We start from the raw sequence: 16,562 nt of genomic DNA on the forward strand, positions 1-16,562 counted from the left end.
ATGACAAAAGTCCATAGAGGGCGGTCGGGTTTTTTGTATATTTTGGGGTGCAGGATCATCATGCCGAATATTTCAAAAAGCGCTTTTTATCTTGATTCTCTTTTAATATATTTCCTCAGTCGGCTATTCACACACTCTTTTACCTCTTCTGCAATCCGCTTTGCTTTCCTGCCGTCCATACCAATCGCATCCGCCACTGCCGCACAGTCCCACACATCTGGATTTTTTCCGTTTCCATGGATTGTTGTAGCGTGCTCTCCGCCGATGGAATGGCTGAAGGTAAGATCATATGCAGGTGAAAGCACCCATTTTTCTTCTTTTTCCTCATACAGATAGGTGAAATTTTTAGAGTGATCGTCCCGGTTATGGGCAAATACATTGAAGCACATAAGCCTGTACAGCTTTTCCACTTCGGAAAAGTCTTTTGTCAATTCCAGGGTCAGCTTCATAAGGATCTCATAATCAAGATTCGGTATACGATGGGATGTTTCTAACACTGCAGATGCAGACAGCATGTGAACGCGCTCCTCTCTGCCATCCTGCTTTCGCCTTCTGTCAAACCTCTTTGTTCCGAAATAACCTGCGCAGTTTTTTGACGGAAACAGCCTGGTCTCTGTCATCTGTATCCCACACTCGCGGGCGCACAGAGAATATTCATACTCCTGTTTTCCAATATCAGCCTTATCGGTCGATGACGGAAATTTAATAATCCACTCTTCGCCGTCAATCTTCGTAAGGATCTTTGGTCTTGCTCCTCCCGAAGAGCCGCCCAGCCGGAACAATTCATCCAGATTCTCCATCGACTCTGTATTAAGAATACGGCGGCACTCTTCTGCAATCCCGTCCAGATTCATCGGATTTTCTTCTGTCTCAAAACTGCGCTCCGGCTCATAGCACAGAGCTCCCATACCGGACTGTCCTACGATTGCGAGCCTCTCCAGGTTTCCGATCTCATAGGGATTCATATGATTTTTCAGCATGAGGCGGTCAACCAAAAGCCTTCCCCAGCCATCCGGGAGACTGTCCGCAAATACTCCAAAAAGCCCATCAAACGGGTCCGCCTTCGGAATAAAAACTTTTTGTTCCAACGGAAGATAGAACGGGCTGATTGAAAATCCTTCGGCAATCCACTCTCTGTCATATTCAAAAGCCGCAAGATGCCCTTTATAAAGCGCCATAGTTCCGACTTTTCTTCCATGATACATTACATTCAGCCTGTCAGTTGTCTTCATTCATTATCTCCTCAATTGATAAATACGGTGCATCTTCAAACAGCCTCTCCAATTCTCCTTCCAGTTCCAGCGCCACAGCAATTTTGGTAAGCGAGATCAAAGATATCTCCCCACTACTTTCAAACCGCTTCACAGACCCTAAGCTTACTCCCGATTTTTCACTCAGTCTTTTCTGTGATATTTTCCGTCTGCGGCGGATACTGCGGATGCGTCCGGCGATGACCTTGTCGATTTCTTTTGGTGTCTTTTTGTTGAAAATAAATTTATCATTCATAGATAATATATTATCCCATATCACAAATATATTCAATATATATATAATATATTATCTATTTAATATAATATCACTGGTTGATACAAATGACAAACAACGCAAGCGCTAATTTGAAAAAAATCAGGAAAAATCATCTTACCCATGAATTCTTTCCTGATTTTTTGTACTATAAAACAACTTTCATTTATAATTTTGTTTTCTTCCGCCGTCCAGCCCCTGTATCTGCTCCAGGATCTTCCGACAGTTGTATGTCCTGCATCTGCTCTTTGCTGACATAATGTCCAGTATCCACCAGACACCAACTCCTCCCAATGTTATATACTTTAAAAAACCGGTCCCCTTTTCTCCCAAATAGAACCGATCCACGCCAAGCATCCCTGGAAATACCGAAATTCGCTGCACTGTGGATGGCTTTTTGAGCCGCAGGCTTTCAACTGATGTTCTTAAATACTGAGGAATACACAGCATCGCTCTTTCTATTTCTTCTTCTGAGTAAGTATCATTCGGAAAAAGAAAGTCACGATTTTTTTCTATATATTCATATACCTCTATCCGATCCATAATTTATCTTCTCACATTTCTGCCAAAACTAATCCCATATTTTCCTATGTATGTTTCTGATTTCTCTCACATCGCTTCCTATTCGCCCAAGCTGAGCTGAAATAACCGTTCCATAAAAACCAAGCATGCCCATAAGTGCCTGATGGCGCATCTGTTCATGTCGTTCATGTTCTTCGATAGCATGGCGTATTCCTCTTAATTCTGCCATATGCTCTCTATGCTGGCAGTCTAGATGGTATTTATTATACATGCCGTCCGCTCCATCTATCTCATTTACAATCTTATTGTCAAGATAATAAAAAAATGAAATTACCGCTTCCAGATTCTGATATACTTTTGGCAGTTCACCTTGAGCATAAAACCTGGCTCTTTGCTGCTCCACTTCCTTCCCTATCTCGGAAAGCTCACTTTGCTGCTGCCGGAGAACTTGTTGGCAGAGTCCGATTTGGCCGCTTTCCTCTTCAGCCTTTTCAAACCTGTCCTGTAAAATCGCTTTTTTCCTGCGTCCCTCATTATCAAGTGCATTTTGGCTTATTTCTCTCACTAAATTTTTCTGTTTTGCTTTATTCAGTCCATAAACAATAATACAAATTATGAGAGGTGGCGCCAAAAAAGTAAGCATCCCAAAAAACATTGAAATCATCAAAACAATTCTTTGTTGGGACTGTATTGACTGCGTAGAATCTATAGTATTCATAGTAATGAATCCTGTACCCAGAACAACTCCAAGCAACAGCACAAAAATAACTACGGCCGATACTCTGCAGTTCTTTTTATGTTTTTGTATCTCTTCGCTTTTTTGTTTGACCTTCTGCTGACTCACCAATCCTAGAGACGCAAGCTGAGCCTGTGCTTCTGACATCTCCCTATGCAGTCGCATCTGTTCATTTTTATATTCATCCATTTTCTGATTTGCTTTATTTATCAGGTCATTCCAGAAATTCACTTCACGTTCCAGCCTGATCGCTCTGTCGCAATAATTTTTCATCGCGTCAAGCCGCTCTTTACTCTCTGCCATCATTGTACCTCGTTATAAAGACTCCCCTTTTATATCTCGTACCTCTTTGATATGCTCTCCCTTTCATCTCCTAATAAAGCTTTCAATTATCGTGCTTATTAGAGGCCAATGTGTCCAAACAATAAGAACCGCCATCCCGATCATCATTTTAATCAGAATACAAATGCCAATGAACAAAGCTATCACCATATCACGGCTAAAATCGTTATACTCCTTTACTCCATTACTATTGACCATCGTATTTTTGTTCATGATCTTATCTCCGCAATACGGGCAAAAAGCTGTCGCGTTTTTGATTTCTTTTCCACATTTCACACAATACATTATCCTTTCACCTCTTTAAGATTTTACTTTTCAATTTCTAAAACTATTCTATTACTTTTCAGATATCCGCCAAGCCTGACTCCCACAAAACTCAATACAATCACTATTGATATTGTCTGTGCCGGTGAAATCGGTCCAAAAAAATTCCCTCTGTCATCCCCTCTGTAAAATTCGATTAAAAAACGTGCCACAGCATACAAGAAAAGATAGGTTTGAAATCTCTTTCTGACTTTTATTACGACCGCCAATATTACCAGCAATGCCGCCACCTCAAATAGCTGTGTAGGATAACACTTCATTCCGCCATGATATATTCCATATTGCGGGATATCAGGAAAATATACCCCGACAAAACTATCTGTAATCTTGCCATAGCAGCAGCCGCTCAAAAAGCATCCTATTCTTCCGCAAATATGAAATCCCATAAATGGTATTGTCAAATTTGAAAACCAATCATTTATGGTATATCCCGTTTTACACTTTGTCAGATGCAGTATCAATGATAAGGTAATAGAAGCCCCTAGCAGTCCGCCATAAAAAGTTATTCCTTTAAGAACAAAACCCCCATTTTCCTGAAACTTAAATACAGAATCAAACACTGCCGCCCATAAAAAACCTGCCATACCACAAAATACTATTTGGGGAAAAATAAAGGCTTCTTCATTTCCTCGCGAAGGATCTTTTCTCAATCTTATATGTACTAGAAGAAACATCACTAATACACCGCATACCAGCATAATAGTAAATGTAGATATCTTTCCAAATGAAGTAACAATATAAGGCATCATTTTTTCTTAATCACATAATAATCAACTAGACCTATTATGCCTCCAATCAAAAGCAGCAAAAATGCTAAGACCGACATCAAATCAGCTCCTGTAATTCCATAAGCGCAAATTATAATCATCACCGCTCCGATTAATTGCAAAATTGAACCTCGTTTTACATTTTTTAAGCACTGACACGCTCCAATCATCCCCACAACACTGCCTCCAAAAATAAATATAAAAGCAGCGCCACCCATATTTACCATAGCCATGGATGCGCACATTGTAACGCAGAAACCTCCGAATATTCCCATAATTGAGCCAATCAGCCCTAAAATAAATGCCGGAAGACATCTTTCTTCCGAGCCAGTTCTATGCAGTTTATGCTGCATATTATAATCATTCTCTGCCTCTATTGAAGGAGCAGATCTTCCATTTTGTTCTCTCCCGCCATCGTACTCCTTATTTTCCGCACCACATTTGCTACAATATTTTTCATTGTCCCCCATCTCATTTCCGCACTTATGGCAAAACATGTTTTTTCCCTCTCTTTCCTCGAATATTTATCAAAAACTGTTGCTATCATATTATCATTCTTAATTTCATTTGTCAATTTTAAACATCTTTTTGATAATGCAATATCATTACGGTTAGTTTACTATCATTTTTTAGAAAGACGAGGACAAAAAAATGGTGGCTGACAGAATCAAACAACTGCGTCTTTCCAACAACATGACGCAGACTGAACTTGCTAAAAAACTGAATATTACCCGCAGCAGCGTCAACGCATGGGAGATGGGCATTTCCACGCCTTCGACCACTTATATTGTTGAGCTCGCACAGTTATTCCATGTATCAACCGATTATCTGCTGGGTCTCTCGGACAATGTTTCTCTGGATATCTCTCACCTTACCGAAAAAGAGATCCAGATCGTTTACGATCTCGTTCAATACTTTCGCACCAGATCCTAAATCCTTTCGGCATTCTCGAATTCAGAAACAGCCCTGTCCGAGTTATCCCGTTTGGAATACACTCGGCAGAGCTGTTTTCTTTCTCCATCGTCTATTTTCCCTTTGTTATCAAAATATCCTTTTCATACCCCAGCGTTTCCCCTCCCGCCATAATCTCTATCCTCAGCGCATGCTCCCCCGCCGCAAGTCCCCGGCAGTCCGCCATGCCGTCTTTCATTTCCACCTTCCTACCATCCAGGCAGATCTCATGGTCATACTCTTCCAGTCTGATCTTCTGCCTTCCACGACACCAGCCCATTCTGCAGGAAAAGCCTGATATCTTTCAGGCGGATGCTTCCATTTTGCATCTCATAAATATCCGGCAGATTATCACCGGCGATCCACGTCTCATTTCTGCGTTCCTGAAAAAACCTGTCCCTTATACTCATGCGCGTAAAATACAGCGTGCACATATTCTTCAGATTCTTTCCCACGGACGTTACGATGAACTGATCTCCTCTTCGCAGAGTGCAGTGGTAAATGCTGTCTCTTTTAAGTTTTTCCAGAAACCGGAGGCTGATCCTGTCTCCCCTCACTGTATATTCCGCCTCCACTTCTCTGTCATTCTCATCATATACCCTGATCTTATTTTCCGCCGGACTGTAATATTCCAGTTCAAAAGAAGCCGGTATCTTAGTCAGCAGGCAGACTTCGCCGATCCTGCTGATCAAAGTCATCTGTACACTGCAGTTCACACAGAAAAACCAGACAAGCAATACTCCTGCAAGCATTCCTGCCATCACCGATATAACTGCTTTCATTTTTCTGTCCATTTTCCTTTCTCCATTGCTGACATTCCCTAATGTATAGTGATTGATTTTTTCTTTTGAGTGAATACTTACAGTATTGCGCCTAATATCTTAGGTATGTTCAAGTTGTTTATTAAAAATATAATTTTTTTAGTTACACATCTGACTTTTTCAGCATACTTAAACAGAGTTTTTGAGTTATACGGACAGAGTCGTGACTTTTGACGGAGGAACCTTATGAACCATGCGCCTTCCTTTTCCTATGAGCCCCTATGGGCTACGATGAAAGGAAAAGGGATCTCAACCTACAAACTGATCAATACCTACAATTTCAACAAGGGCACGCTCTACCATCTGAAACGCGGAGATAATGTAAAAGTACTGTGTCAGATACTGGAATGCCGGATCGAAGACGTGGTGGAGATCATTTATTAAGCAGAATCGGATAAAGAATATTAAGCATTCAAAGGCAGCTAAAAAAACGCGGGAGCATCGTCTGATACTTCCGCGTTTTATTTATTGATATCTTTTACTTTTCTTTAAATTTAAAGATCCGGTCTTTCTTTCTGGGCGGTTTGCTGCCTTCGATCTTATCCGGCATGGGCTCGTAGACTTTTCCGCTCTTAAGCATTGGCATCTTTCTGTGATGCTTCCGCAGATACAGAAGCGCCGCCCCTGCCGCCACTACGATCACCCCTGCAAGGAGCTGGGATACCGGGAGCCCGATCCCCGGGAGCAGGAGCTGGTCCGTGCGCAGCCCTTCGATCCATACTCTTCCCAGCGCATAGCCGAATACATACAGAAGGAACAGCTCTCCTTCGTATTTTTTGTGTTTCCTGTAAAGTACCAGGAGAATGAGCAGTACCGCGCACCACACGGATTCATACAGAAATGTCGGGTGGACCTGGATATATTCCACGCCGCCGATGGTTTCTATATTGCGGCGCATAGTCTCCGTCACATCCCCGGAGCGCACTGCGTCCAGCGGAAGCCTCATGGCAAACAGGCTGTCCGTATATTCTCCGAATGCCTCTCTGTTGAAAAAGTTGCCCCAGCGCCCGAGCATCTGTCCGTTCAGGATCGCCAGCGCCACTGTATCAAAGATCTGGAATGGCGAAAGCCGCTTTACCCTCGCCATGATAAACACAGCGATCACCGCACCGATCACGCCGCCGTAGATGGCAAGGCCGCCCTCCCGCAGATTAAAAATGTCCAGAAGGTTGTCCCTGTACATATCCCAGGAGAAGACTACATAGTAGATCCTCGCCCCGGCGATCCCCATGATCACCCCGACGATCCCCATATCCAGATAATCTTCCGGGTTCTGCCGTGTCCTCTTCGCCTCATGAGTGGCAATGAGAAATCCGATCAGGATCGCCGCCCCGATGATCATGCCGTAATATGCGATCTTGAATCCGAAAACGTCAATGTCCTTTCCCACATGATCCAGTGTAATACCCAGATTAGGGAAGCTGATGTCATAATGCATATCCATACTCCTCCGTCCATACAGCCACATGGGCTGAACTGGTTTTATACGTTAAACCTGAACAGCATGATATCGCCGTCCTTGACGACGTAGTCTTTTCCTTCCAGGCGCACCAGCCCTTTTTCCTTCGCCGCCGCGTGGGAACCGCATGCCATCAGGTCGTCATAGCTGACCACTTCCGCCCGGATAAATCCTCTCTCAAAGTCAGAATGGATCTTTCCTGCTGCCTGCGGCGCTTTTGTTCCTCTTGTGATGGTCCACGCGCGCACTTCCGGCTCGCCCGCCGTCAGATAGCTGATCAGCCCGAGCAGATGGTAGCTTGCCCTGATCAGCTTCTCCAGTCCCGACTCTTCCAGCCCCAGGTCATCGAGGAACATCTTCTTCTCATCATCGTCGAGCTGAGAGATCTCTTCCTCGATCTCAGCGCACACTACAAATACTTCGCAGCCCTCCTGAGCAGCGTATTCGCGGACAGCCTGTACTCCCGAGTTGGAAGCGCCGTCGTCAGCCAGGTCATCCTCAGACACATTTGCCGCGAAGATCACCGGCTTCGCTGTCAGCAGATTGTAGCCCGCAAGCCACGCCTGCTCGTCCTCGTCGTCAGTCACAAAGCTCTTTGCCAGCTTATTCTCTTCCAGATGCGCTTTTACACGATTCAAGAGATCCAGCTCTTTTGCCGCTGTCTTATCATTCCTGGACAGCTTCACAGTCTTGGCGATCCTTCTCTCCAGGATTTCCAGATCAGAAAAGATCAGCTCCAGATTGATCGTCTCAATGTCGCGCATCGGATCAATACTTCCGTCTACATGCACGATATTGGTATTTTCAAAGCAGCGCACCACATGGACGATGGCATCCACTTCACGGATGTTTGCAAGGAACTGGTTTCCCAGTCCTTCTCCTTTGGAAGCTCCCTTCACAAGCCCTGCGATATCCACGAACTCGATCGCCGCGGGGATGATCTTCTTCGTGTGATACATCTCTCCGAGAACATCCAGCCTCTTATCCGGCACTGTCACCACGCCCACATTCGGGTCAATGGTACAGAAAGGATAGTTCGCTGACTCTGCGCCTGCTTTTGTCAATGAGTTAAATAATGTACTTTTCCCGACATTCGGTAATCCTACGATTCCCAGTTTCATTTATCCTTTATCTCCTTTGTTTTCCCTGATTATGAAACACCTTTCTTTCAGACAGAACGGGTTCCACTGCAACATTTGAATTATATCACAGTGCCCGCGAACCCTCAATAGCAAAGGGCCCCGAGCCAGGGTTGTTTCATGAACTATTCATGAGCAGCACTACCTTTTATAATCTTATTATTACATCCCCATATCGTTTCTGGTAAGCTGATCACGTAAAAAAACGCAAACTATCTCTCTATCTCTTTACAAGACTTTTTTTCAGAGGTATTCTCTATATATAGTCAATACAGACTGGCTATGCCTTGAAATACATACTGTTCTCGCAAGGTGGCATTGTCACAAAAGCAGTCCATCATTTCTGTCATTATATTTGTCAGACCTGTCTCGTACATTGCCAGGCGCAGGATGTTGTATGCAAATTTTCTGATGAGCGACAGATTGTTTCGGGACTTTTTGGCTGGCGAGCGATCTTCCCTGAATGTGTCGTCCAGTACATGATGGAGCCGGTTCTCTATTGACCAGTGCATTCTTTTTATGCTTCCCAGTTCCTCTGCCGTGAGGATAAGGTCTGAGATCAGTGCCGTACACTGGATGTCTTTTCCAATTCCCTCTTCAGCAGAAGGAACTGGGACTCTTCTTGAGCCTTTTTTCAAAAACTCTTCTTTTGTCGGAGTGATATCATTCCCCTGGCTGTCTTTTTCAACAGGAATCCTCACCTGCTTGATCCGCCCAATGCTCTGAACGTATGTCCATTCTTTTTGTTTTTTCGTCAGATTTAATGCATTATTACATATCTGGCAAGTCCTGTACTCATTTCTGTCCCGATTTTTTTCCATCTGATTGATCTCTTCATATTTCCCAAGATAATCCTGCATAACAGGATCTGGAGTTTCACTTTTTCCTTTTTTCTCTGCTTCTTCTTCCAGTTTATCCAGGAACGTATGGATCTCCTCATAAGCGTCTGGCTGATTTTTCTTTACTGTAAATACAAAATGCCCTTCCTGTTCATGTATCTGTTCCATGATTGCTGTCTGTGTCCCAATCGCATCAATCGTTATAACACTCCCTCTGATATCCAGAAGTTTCAACAATTCCGGAATCACCGTAATCTCATTCGTCTTTGAATCGACCGGAAGCTGTGCAAGTATCAACCCTCGAACCGTTTCCACTACATTCAACAGCATCGGTGCTGTCCCGCTTTTCGTCTTTTCCGCTGCGCCGCGTAATGCTTTCCCATCAATAGCGAGATGGGTATTCTTCGAGTCCACGATCTCACCGATCCATTCCATAAAAGCATACAAGGCTAATTCCTCATCAATCCCAGACAGCATCCGGGTAATGGTGGAAGGCGAGGCAATCCCGTAGTTCAATTTCATATGTTTCCGCAGTTCTTCCAGGTGGTTTCTACACCATTTCAGGCTCCTGCGGATCGTCGTCCTGCCACAAAGAACTCCGAGAGTGACACATACCAGCATTTCTGCAAGGTCATGTTTTTTCTCTCTGTCGCACCGGTAATCCGGAATCTGCCTGAAATAATGGATCAGCTTTTCTGTCACAAATGTTCTTTCAGCACATTTCCAGCACCACTTGTATTTTCTCCAGAAGTTTCCGCTGCTCCTCACTCACTTTCGAAATGATTTCTGTTTTATCCAGGCACACTAAATAGATTGTCTCTAACTGATGTAATTCTTCCAATCCAATGCCCCATTTTTTATGGATCCTACGGGAAAGTGAGGATATCTGAGCTGCAAACTGATAATGGAAATCCGATTCCTTTTTTATCATCCGTGTTTTCTGGATATAAGAGGTCGGAGACTGTTTTAAGAGAATGATGGCAAGTACATCCTTCCAATCATCCCCCAATGGTTTTTTCCAATCATCCGGACACAACTCCCAGACAGCTTTCGAAAATCCGTATTCCCATACTTCTGCGTCTGTTAAAGATATTTTTCTTTTATTACTTTGTATGACTCCTTCCGGAGTAATCACGCCGATATATGTATCGACTGGCTGCGGATACTTTTTCCCTTTCACACGTCGGGATGTCCTTTTATAGAGATAATACGAATCTCCTTTTTTCTTCACAGTAGTTCCCTTTGTCCGATACTTCTGAACCCAATCCGGATACTTTTTCTCAGTTACTGGCATAATGTCCTCCTCTCTGTATAGGTGGAGTATACCTATACTATATAGACATTATACCTCTACAGGAATAAAAAGTCGAGAGTTATACGCGTATTTGTATAACACGTATAACCCCCGATAAAATCCAATCTTCTTATATTTTTAAAAATCTTTCATGAAACAACCCTGGCCCCGAGCGCCTATTAATTAAAAAATTCAGGATCCGTAGCACATTGGCTTGACAATATGTCGGATACAACATATTATGATATTAAAGAAAGGGAGTATACTAATGTATGAAGTAATCCTATATGATACAGAAGATGGAAGATGCCCGGTGCAAGATTTGTTAAAAAATCGCAGAAAACACCAAAAGCAGAAAAGGAGCTGGCAAAAAAATATAAGGAAGATTATGAACGGAGGTATGGCAATGAGTAGTTACAAAGCTTATAAACAAAAAGCATTACAAAATCCAGAAGTAAACGCTGAATATGACGCACTACAGCCGGAATATGATATTATTCAGGCAATGATCGATGCAAGAGTAGAACAGAACATGACTCAGAAAGATTTATCAGCCAGAACAGGAATCACGCAGGCAGATATCAGCCGCATTGAAAATGGAACAAGAAATCCCAGCCTGAGTATGGTAAAGAAACTTGCACAGGGATTAGGAATGCAGCTGAAACTGGAATTCATTCCAATGTCCACCAAAAAATAAAACGTAATTTTTTATCTCGATTTTCCACACAAAAAAGAGCCGGTTATGATGAACCGACTCTTTTTTAGTATTTTTCCCTTCTAATCCCTCGTCTCCATCAGTATGACCTTCCCGAACGAAAACGAGATCGTCACCTCATCCTCCGCGAATTCATTGCTCACGCAGAGGCTGTCATCCGGCCTGAGGAAATGATTCTTAAGCGGGTACTTCGCTCCGGTGATGGACAGCGCGTCCACCGGGAGCTCCATCGGGAACAGGGAAAAATACTTCCCGAACGCTTCCTCCCGCTTCAGTGTGATCCCCTTGTCCAGGAGGCGGATCTGGTTATGGCTGTCCAGGATCCGCGCGTCCGCCCCCGCGTCCAGCGCGATCTGCAGACACTGGATATTCGCCCAGAGATGGTCGATCCTGTTTCCCGTGCCGCCCAGGATCCAGATCTCCTTCCGGTTCAGCCCGATGCAGAGCCGCAGCGCGATCTCTGTATCTGACGCGTCCTTGACCGGATTAAATTCCCGGATCGGCACATCTGCCTCTTCCCGGTAATAATCCACCAGCCCTTTTGGCACACTGTCAAAATCACCCACGATATAATCCGGCTTGATCTCATGGTCATAGAGAAACTTAAGTCCTCTGTCCACTCCGATCACAAATTCCGTCTCTTCACTTTTAATGATGGGGAGGGCGAAATCTTTTTCCAGCATCCCTCCGCTTACGATCACAGTCCGCTTACTCATGATTCCTCAATATCTCCATAAATCCTGCAGTATTTTTTCTGATATCACCTTTATAGACGCCTGACCCGGACACGATCACATTCGCCCCCGCGTCCAGCACTTCCGCCACATTGGAGTGGTAGATGCCGCCGTCTACTTCAACGTCTTTTTCAAGCCCTCTCTCGTTAAGCATGTCCCTGAGCTCCCGGATCCTGCCCAGCGACTCCGGGATAAATGCCTGTCCGCCGAATCCCGGCTCCACGCTCATGATCAGGAACATATCCGCCTGCTCCAGATAAGGCAGGAGTGCTTCCACCGGAGTGCCCGGCTTGATCGAGATGCCTGCGCGCACGCCGCATGCATGGATCTCATCCAGAGTCTTCCCCGGATCCTCACACGCCTCCAGGTGGATGGTGATGATATCCGCGCCGCAGGCAGCGAAGTCCTTTATATACCGGATGGGCTCAGTGACCATGAGGTGCACGTCCAGCACCTGGTCCGTGAAGCCTTTCACAGACGAGAGCACCGGCATGCCGAATGAGATGCTCGGCACGAAGATCCCGTCCATCACATCAAAATGGATATACTGCGCGCCCGCCTCCTCTGTCTGTTTCAGCTGTTCTCCGAGGATCTTAAAGTCCGCCGAGAGCATCGACGGCGCCAAAATATTCTTTCTCATCTAATACCTCTTTCTTTCCTGTAACTCCCGGTACATCATCACATAATCATCATACCGGATCTGATGTATCTTCCCTTCCACCACTGCCTCTTTGACCGCACATCCGGGCTCGTGGATATGACTGCATCCATTGAAACGGCACTTTCCTTCACAGGGTGCAAATTCCGGAAAGCAGTATTTCAGGTCTTCCTTCTCCATATCACCTACATAGAGGGAGCTGAATCCCGGCGTGTCCATAATGTAGGACCTCTCTCCAAGCATGATCAACTCGGAATGCCTTGTCGTATGCTTCCCTCTCTCGATCTTACGGCTGATGCTCCCTGTCTCCATCTTCACCCCGCTCTGGAGAAGATTGATCAGGGAAGACTTGCCCACCCCGGACGGACCTGCGATGGCAGTCGTCTTCCCCCGCAGGAGTTCTTTAAGCCTGTCGATATTTTCCTCTTCCTTTGCGCTTGTAAACAGGAGCGGATACCCGCAGCTTTCATAAACTTCTTTTAATCCCGCGATCTCAGGATCCGCCGCGATATCCGCCTTGTTAAAACAGAGCACTGCCGGTATCCCTTTCGTCTCCATCATGACAAGAAAACGGTCGAGGAGATTAAAATGCGGTTTCGGTTTTGTCACAGCAAACACGACCAGCGCCTGGTCGATATTCGCCACAGCCGGGCGCACCAGTTCATTCTTCCGCGGAAGGACGCGTATGATATTTCCTTCCATATCTTTCTCGTGGGTAATTTCCATCTCCACGTTGTCTCCCACAAGAGGTTTGACCCCGTCTTTTCGGAAAATCCCTTTTGCCTTACACTCATAAACACCGGATCCTGCTACGTGAACGTAGTAGAATCCGGCAATTCCTTTCATGATCTTACCCTGCATCGTCATCGGTCTTTCTGTTTTTCTGTCTCTTTTCTTCCGCCGGAAAGGTCTGCCCCGCCGGGCTGCCCTTTATTCCAGCTCCGGATCGCCGCCGGTATCTCCGCCGTCACCGGTATCCTCCGGTCCCATGCTCACCCAGTAATAGATCGTACTGCCCTTCTCGACCTTCACTCCTACTTCCGGATTCAGCCGGCAGACCGTCCCCTCAGGATAATCACTGTACTGCTGTCCGCCGTATACTGCATTGAGCCCGGATTCACTGAGCACCTGCTCCGCTGTATCCGGATAAGATTTCAGCACATCCGGCACTTCCACTGTCTGGGTCTTCGGCCCAAGACTTACTACATAATTCACAGTTGAACCTGCTTCCACGGAGCTGCCTGGGTCCGGACTCTGGGAGATGACATTCCCCGCAGGGACCGTATCGCTGTAATCCTGGGATGCGCCGCCCACGAGTCCCGCTGCTGCCAGCGCGGACTCTGCATCCGCAGCGCTGCGGTTCTTCAGATCCGGTACTTTTACATCTTCTTTGCCAAGGCTGATCACGATCGTAACGCTCGTTCCCTCATCGACCTCTGTGTTTGCTGCCGGGTCAGAAGAGATCACATTTCCCGCCGCAATGGTATCGCTGTTCTGAGGTTCTCCCTTTGTCACCTTGAGCCCCGCGTCCTGGAGCAGCTTCTCCGCTTCCGCCTCGCTCTTGTCCACTACATTGGGCACCTGCACCTTCTCAGCCGCCTCTCCGCTGCTGATCACTACAGTAACTGTTGAATTTTTCTTTGCCTTCTCTCCCGCGCCCGGCTTCTGGCTCTTGATCTCGCCCTTGTCATAATCATTGGACGGCTCTTCTTCCGAAGCCTTCTTAATTCCGAGATCATGCTTTTTCAGTTCCTTTTCAGCCTCCTCGTAAGTCATGCCCCGGACATCCGGCACTTTTACAGTCTCTTCCTTTGTCGCCACGATACCCGGACCTGAGAAAAATCCTGCCGCATTCGCCACGAGGAAAAGCACGAGCAGAGCGATCACCACGCCCGCCACGATCATCAGGATACGCATGATCCGCTTCGTGTCCGGATTCACATCGTTTTTCTTCCTGCCCCTTCGGTCATACTGTCCCTGACGCCTGCCGCGGAGACGTTCGTCCTCATCCTCCTCGTCTTCGTCGTCATCGTCATCATAATCATCGTCATAGTCGTCATCATCGTAACCGGCGCGCCCTCTGCCCTGTACCTGCTCCAGCTCCGCCGTGGACATGACCATCGTGCGGTCCGTATCTCCGCCTGCCGCGCCCAGGACGACGAAATCGCCCTCTGGATCCACGAGAGACCGCTTCAGATCCAGCAGGAGAGACGCGCAGTCATGATAGCGCAGTCCCGGATTTTTCTGGGTACATTTCATGATGATGCACTCCAGGCTGTACGGGATATCCGGCACTTCCTCTGCGGGGGACTTGATCTCCTCCTGCAGATGCTTGAGTGCCACTGACACAGTAGAGTCGCCGTCAAAGGGCACATGGCCTGTGATCATCTCGTACATGGTGATACCGATGGAGTAGATATCGCTCTTCTGGTCCACCACTCCGCCTCTCGCCTGTTCCGGCGACGTATAATGCACAGACCCCATTACGCTCGTGCTGATCGTCTGTGTGGCGGTCGTTGCGCGCGCGATGCCGAAATCTGTGACTTTCACTTTTCCGTCTTTTGAGATAATGATATTCTGGGGTTTGATATCCCTGTGTATGATATGCTGGTTGTGAGCTGCCTGGAGGCCTGTCACCATCTGGATCGAGATGCTGATCGTCTCCTTCGCTGAAAGCCTGCCTTTCTTCTCGATATAGTCCTTCAGCGTGATCCCTTCCACAAGTTCCATGACCATATAGTACAGTCCCCGGTCCTGCCCCACGTCATAGACATTGACCACGTTCGGGTGCATCAGCCCTGCCGCTGCCTGCGCCTCACTTAAGAACTTCTTGATAAATACTTCATCCTGCCGGTAATCACTTTTGAGCACTTTGATCGCCACATACCGGTTCAGCTTATGGTCCTTGCCCTTATAGACGTCCGCCATGCCGCCGGAACCGATACGTCCCAGTATCTCATACCTCTTCCCTAAATAAACTCCTTCTCTGATCATAATACACTCACCTCATCTGCGAACGGTTCAATCAGGACAATTCCAATATTGTCCGTACCGCCGTTTTCTTTTGCAGCATCCACAAGAGCCTGCCCTGCTTCCACGATGTCCCTTCCTCCCTGGACGATATGGAAGAGCTCTTCATCCTCCACCATATTGCTGAGACCGTCCGTACACATCAGTATGATGTCTCCCCGTTTCAGACGGTGCTCATAAAAGTCTGCGTCCACATCTGCTTTCGCGCCGATGGCCCTTGTGATGATATTCTTATCCGGGTGGTGCTTTGCCTCCTCCGGCTTAATGCCGCCCAGGCGCACCATTTCCTCCACAAGCGAATGGTCCTTCGTAAGCTGCTGTATCCCCTGGTTGATCAGATACAGACGGCTGTCTCCTACATTCGCGAAATACATCATCTGGTTCATGATCGTCGCAGCGACCACTGTCGTGCCCATTCCCCTGAGATGTTCATCGCGGGACGCTTCTTTGATGATCTCCCGGTTGGCTGTCTTGATCGCAGCCACAAGGCACTTCTCCACATCCTCGCCCTCGCTCATCTTAAGCTCCCGCTGGAGCACTTCCACCGTATATTTTGACGCATAATCGCCTGCCTGATGTCCGCCCATTCCGTCCGCCACCACGAACAGGTTCTGGAGGATGCCCAGAGGTCTGTCTGTCGCAAAGACATAATCCTGATTCACCTGTCGCACCATTCCCACATCTGTTATCGCAAATGTCCTCATATC

General features: G+C 46.4%; 21 protein-coding genes. 3 read left to right on the plus strand and 18 right to left on the minus strand.

The window, feature by feature from the left end:
• Window positions 1-86 precede the first annotated feature (86 nt).
• The 7 genes from B5G27_RS04790 to B5G27_RS04820 all read right to left on the minus strand — a co-directional run bounded on the left by B5G27_RS04790 (window position 87) and on the right by B5G27_RS04820 (window position 4,712).
• Window positions 87-1,232, minus strand: a complete 1,146-nt coding sequence (locus tag B5G27_RS04790; protein WP_087177810.1) for a type II toxin-antitoxin system HipA family toxin — start codon at window positions 1,230-1,232, stop codon at window positions 87-89.
• A complete protein-coding gene (locus tag B5G27_RS04795; protein ID WP_087177811.1) occupies window positions 1,219-1,506 on the minus strand; it encodes a helix-turn-helix domain-containing protein in 288 nt (95 codons plus the stop codon). The genes B5G27_RS04790 and B5G27_RS04795 overlap by 14 nt, the downstream gene beginning before the upstream one ends.
• A 180-nt stretch (window positions 1,507-1,686) precedes the next feature.
• Window positions 1,687-2,067 (minus strand): TM2 domain-containing protein, encoded by a 381-nt coding sequence (locus tag B5G27_RS17030; protein WP_087177812.1) that lies wholly within the window; start codon window positions 2,065-2,067, stop codon window positions 1,687-1,689.
• 28 nt (window positions 2,068-2,095) lie between these two features.
• Window positions 2,096-3,088: a hypothetical protein gene (locus B5G27_RS04805; protein WP_087177813.1), complete on the minus strand. Its 993-nt coding sequence runs from the start codon at window positions 3,086-3,088 to the stop codon at window positions 2,096-2,098.
• A 60-nt stretch (window positions 3,089-3,148) separates the two neighbouring features.
• Window positions 3,149-3,409, minus strand: coding sequence for a zinc-ribbon domain-containing protein (locus B5G27_RS17035; protein WP_087177814.1), 261 nt, complete (start codon window positions 3,407-3,409; stop codon window positions 3,149-3,151).
• Between the two features lie 23 nt (window positions 3,410-3,432).
• Window positions 3,433-4,197 (minus strand): prolipoprotein diacylglyceryl transferase, encoded by a 765-nt coding sequence (locus tag B5G27_RS04815; protein WP_087177815.1) that lies wholly within the window; start codon window positions 4,195-4,197, stop codon window positions 3,433-3,435.
• A complete protein-coding gene (locus B5G27_RS04820; protein ID WP_087177816.1) occupies window positions 4,194-4,712 on the minus strand; it encodes a zinc ribbon domain-containing protein in 519 nt (172 codons plus the stop codon). Before B5G27_RS04820 ends, B5G27_RS04815 begins: the two co-directional genes overlap by 4 nt.
• Window positions 4,713-4,866: 154 nt before the next feature.
• Here B5G27_RS04820 and B5G27_RS04825 point away from each other — a divergent pair, with 154 nt between their 5' ends.
• Window positions 4,867-5,148 carry a helix-turn-helix domain-containing protein gene (locus tag B5G27_RS04825; protein ID WP_087177817.1) on the plus strand — a complete coding sequence of 94 codons (282 nt, stop codon included), beginning with the start codon at window positions 4,867-4,869 and terminating at the stop codon, window positions 5,146-5,148.
• Between the two features lie 91 nt (window positions 5,149-5,239).
• On the opposite strand, the gene B5G27_RS16575 is transcribed toward B5G27_RS04825, so the two are convergent.
• The gene (locus B5G27_RS16575) at window positions 5,240-5,365 is read right to left on the minus strand and encodes a hypothetical protein (RefSeq protein ID WP_275533028.1); all 126 of its coding nucleotides are present in this window, start codon (window positions 5,363-5,365) and stop codon (window positions 5,240-5,242) included.
• 34 nt (window positions 5,366-5,399) lie between these two features.
• Window positions 5,400-5,960, minus strand: a complete 561-nt coding sequence (locus tag B5G27_RS04830; protein ID WP_087177818.1) for a hypothetical protein — start codon at window positions 5,958-5,960, stop codon at window positions 5,400-5,402.
• Window positions 5,961-6,173: 213 nt separating this feature from the next.
• On the opposite strand from B5G27_RS04830, the gene B5G27_RS04835 reads away from it, so the two are divergent.
• Window positions 6,174-6,371 carry a helix-turn-helix domain-containing protein gene (locus tag B5G27_RS04835; protein ID WP_087177819.1) on the plus strand — a complete coding sequence of 66 codons (198 nt, stop codon included), beginning with the start codon at window positions 6,174-6,176 and terminating at the stop codon, window positions 6,369-6,371.
• 94 nt (window positions 6,372-6,465) lie between these two features.
• On the opposite strand, the gene lgt is transcribed toward B5G27_RS04835, so the two are convergent.
• From lgt to B5G27_RS04855, 4 genes are all read right to left on the minus strand, one after another.
• Entirely contained in the window at window positions 6,466-7,425 is a 960-nt protein-coding gene (gene lgt / locus B5G27_RS04840; RefSeq protein ID WP_087177820.1) for a prolipoprotein diacylglyceryl transferase, read from the minus strand.
• A gap of 44 nt (window positions 7,426-7,469) precedes the next feature.
• The gene (ychF, locus tag B5G27_RS04845; protein ID WP_087177821.1) at window positions 7,470-8,567 is read right to left on the minus strand and encodes a redox-regulated ATPase YchF; all 1,098 of its coding nucleotides are present in this window, start codon (window positions 8,565-8,567) and stop codon (window positions 7,470-7,472) included.
• A 284-nt stretch (window positions 8,568-8,851) separates the two neighbouring features.
• The gene (locus tag B5G27_RS04850) at window positions 8,852-10,126 is read right to left on the minus strand and encodes an ISAs1 family transposase (protein WP_242958172.1); all 1,275 of its coding nucleotides are present in this window, start codon (window positions 10,124-10,126) and stop codon (window positions 8,852-8,854) included.
• 10 nt (window positions 10,127-10,136) lie between these two features.
• A complete protein-coding gene (locus tag B5G27_RS04855) occupies window positions 10,137-10,718 on the minus strand; it encodes a hypothetical protein (protein WP_087151332.1) in 582 nt (193 codons plus the stop codon).
• A gap of 400 nt (window positions 10,719-11,118) precedes the next feature.
• Here B5G27_RS04855 and B5G27_RS04860 point away from each other — a divergent pair, with 400 nt between their 5' ends.
• Complete coding sequence (locus tag B5G27_RS04860; protein WP_087177822.1) at window positions 11,119-11,415, plus strand: helix-turn-helix domain-containing protein; 297 nt, start codon at window positions 11,119-11,121, stop codon at window positions 11,413-11,415.
• Between the two features lie 80 nt (window positions 11,416-11,495).
• Here the strand turns inward: B5G27_RS04860 and B5G27_RS04865 are convergent, their stop codons facing one another.
• The 5 genes from B5G27_RS04865 to B5G27_RS04885 form a co-directional block, all read right to left on the minus strand.
• Window positions 11,496-12,149: a thiamine diphosphokinase gene (locus B5G27_RS04865; RefSeq protein ID WP_087177823.1), complete on the minus strand. Its 654-nt coding sequence runs from the start codon at window positions 12,147-12,149 to the stop codon at window positions 11,496-11,498.
• Window positions 12,142-12,807, minus strand: coding sequence for a ribulose-phosphate 3-epimerase (gene rpe, locus B5G27_RS04870; protein ID WP_087177824.1), 666 nt, complete (start codon window positions 12,805-12,807; stop codon window positions 12,142-12,144). Before rpe ends, B5G27_RS04865 begins: the two co-directional genes overlap by 8 nt.
• Window positions 12,808-13,686, minus strand: coding sequence for a ribosome small subunit-dependent GTPase A (gene rsgA, locus B5G27_RS04875; protein ID WP_087178147.1), 879 nt, complete (start codon window positions 13,684-13,686; stop codon window positions 12,808-12,810).
• Window positions 13,687-13,755: 69 nt separating this feature from the next.
• A complete protein-coding gene (pknB, locus tag B5G27_RS04880) occupies window positions 13,756-15,819 on the minus strand; it encodes a Stk1 family PASTA domain-containing Ser/Thr kinase (RefSeq protein ID WP_087177825.1) in 2,064 nt (687 codons plus the stop codon).
• Window positions 15,816-16,559 (minus strand): Stp1/IreP family PP2C-type Ser/Thr phosphatase, encoded by a 744-nt coding sequence (locus B5G27_RS04885; RefSeq protein ID WP_087177826.1) that lies wholly within the window; start codon window positions 16,557-16,559, stop codon window positions 15,816-15,818. Before B5G27_RS04885 ends, pknB begins: the two co-directional genes overlap by 4 nt.
• Between the last annotated feature and the right edge of the window lie 3 nt (window positions 16,560-16,562).

The organism is Lachnoclostridium sp. An76, assembly GCF_002161355.1.
In the GTDB taxonomy this organism is placed as follows: Bacteria; Bacillota; Clostridia; order Lachnospirales; family Lachnospiraceae; genus Mediterraneibacter; species Mediterraneibacter caccavium.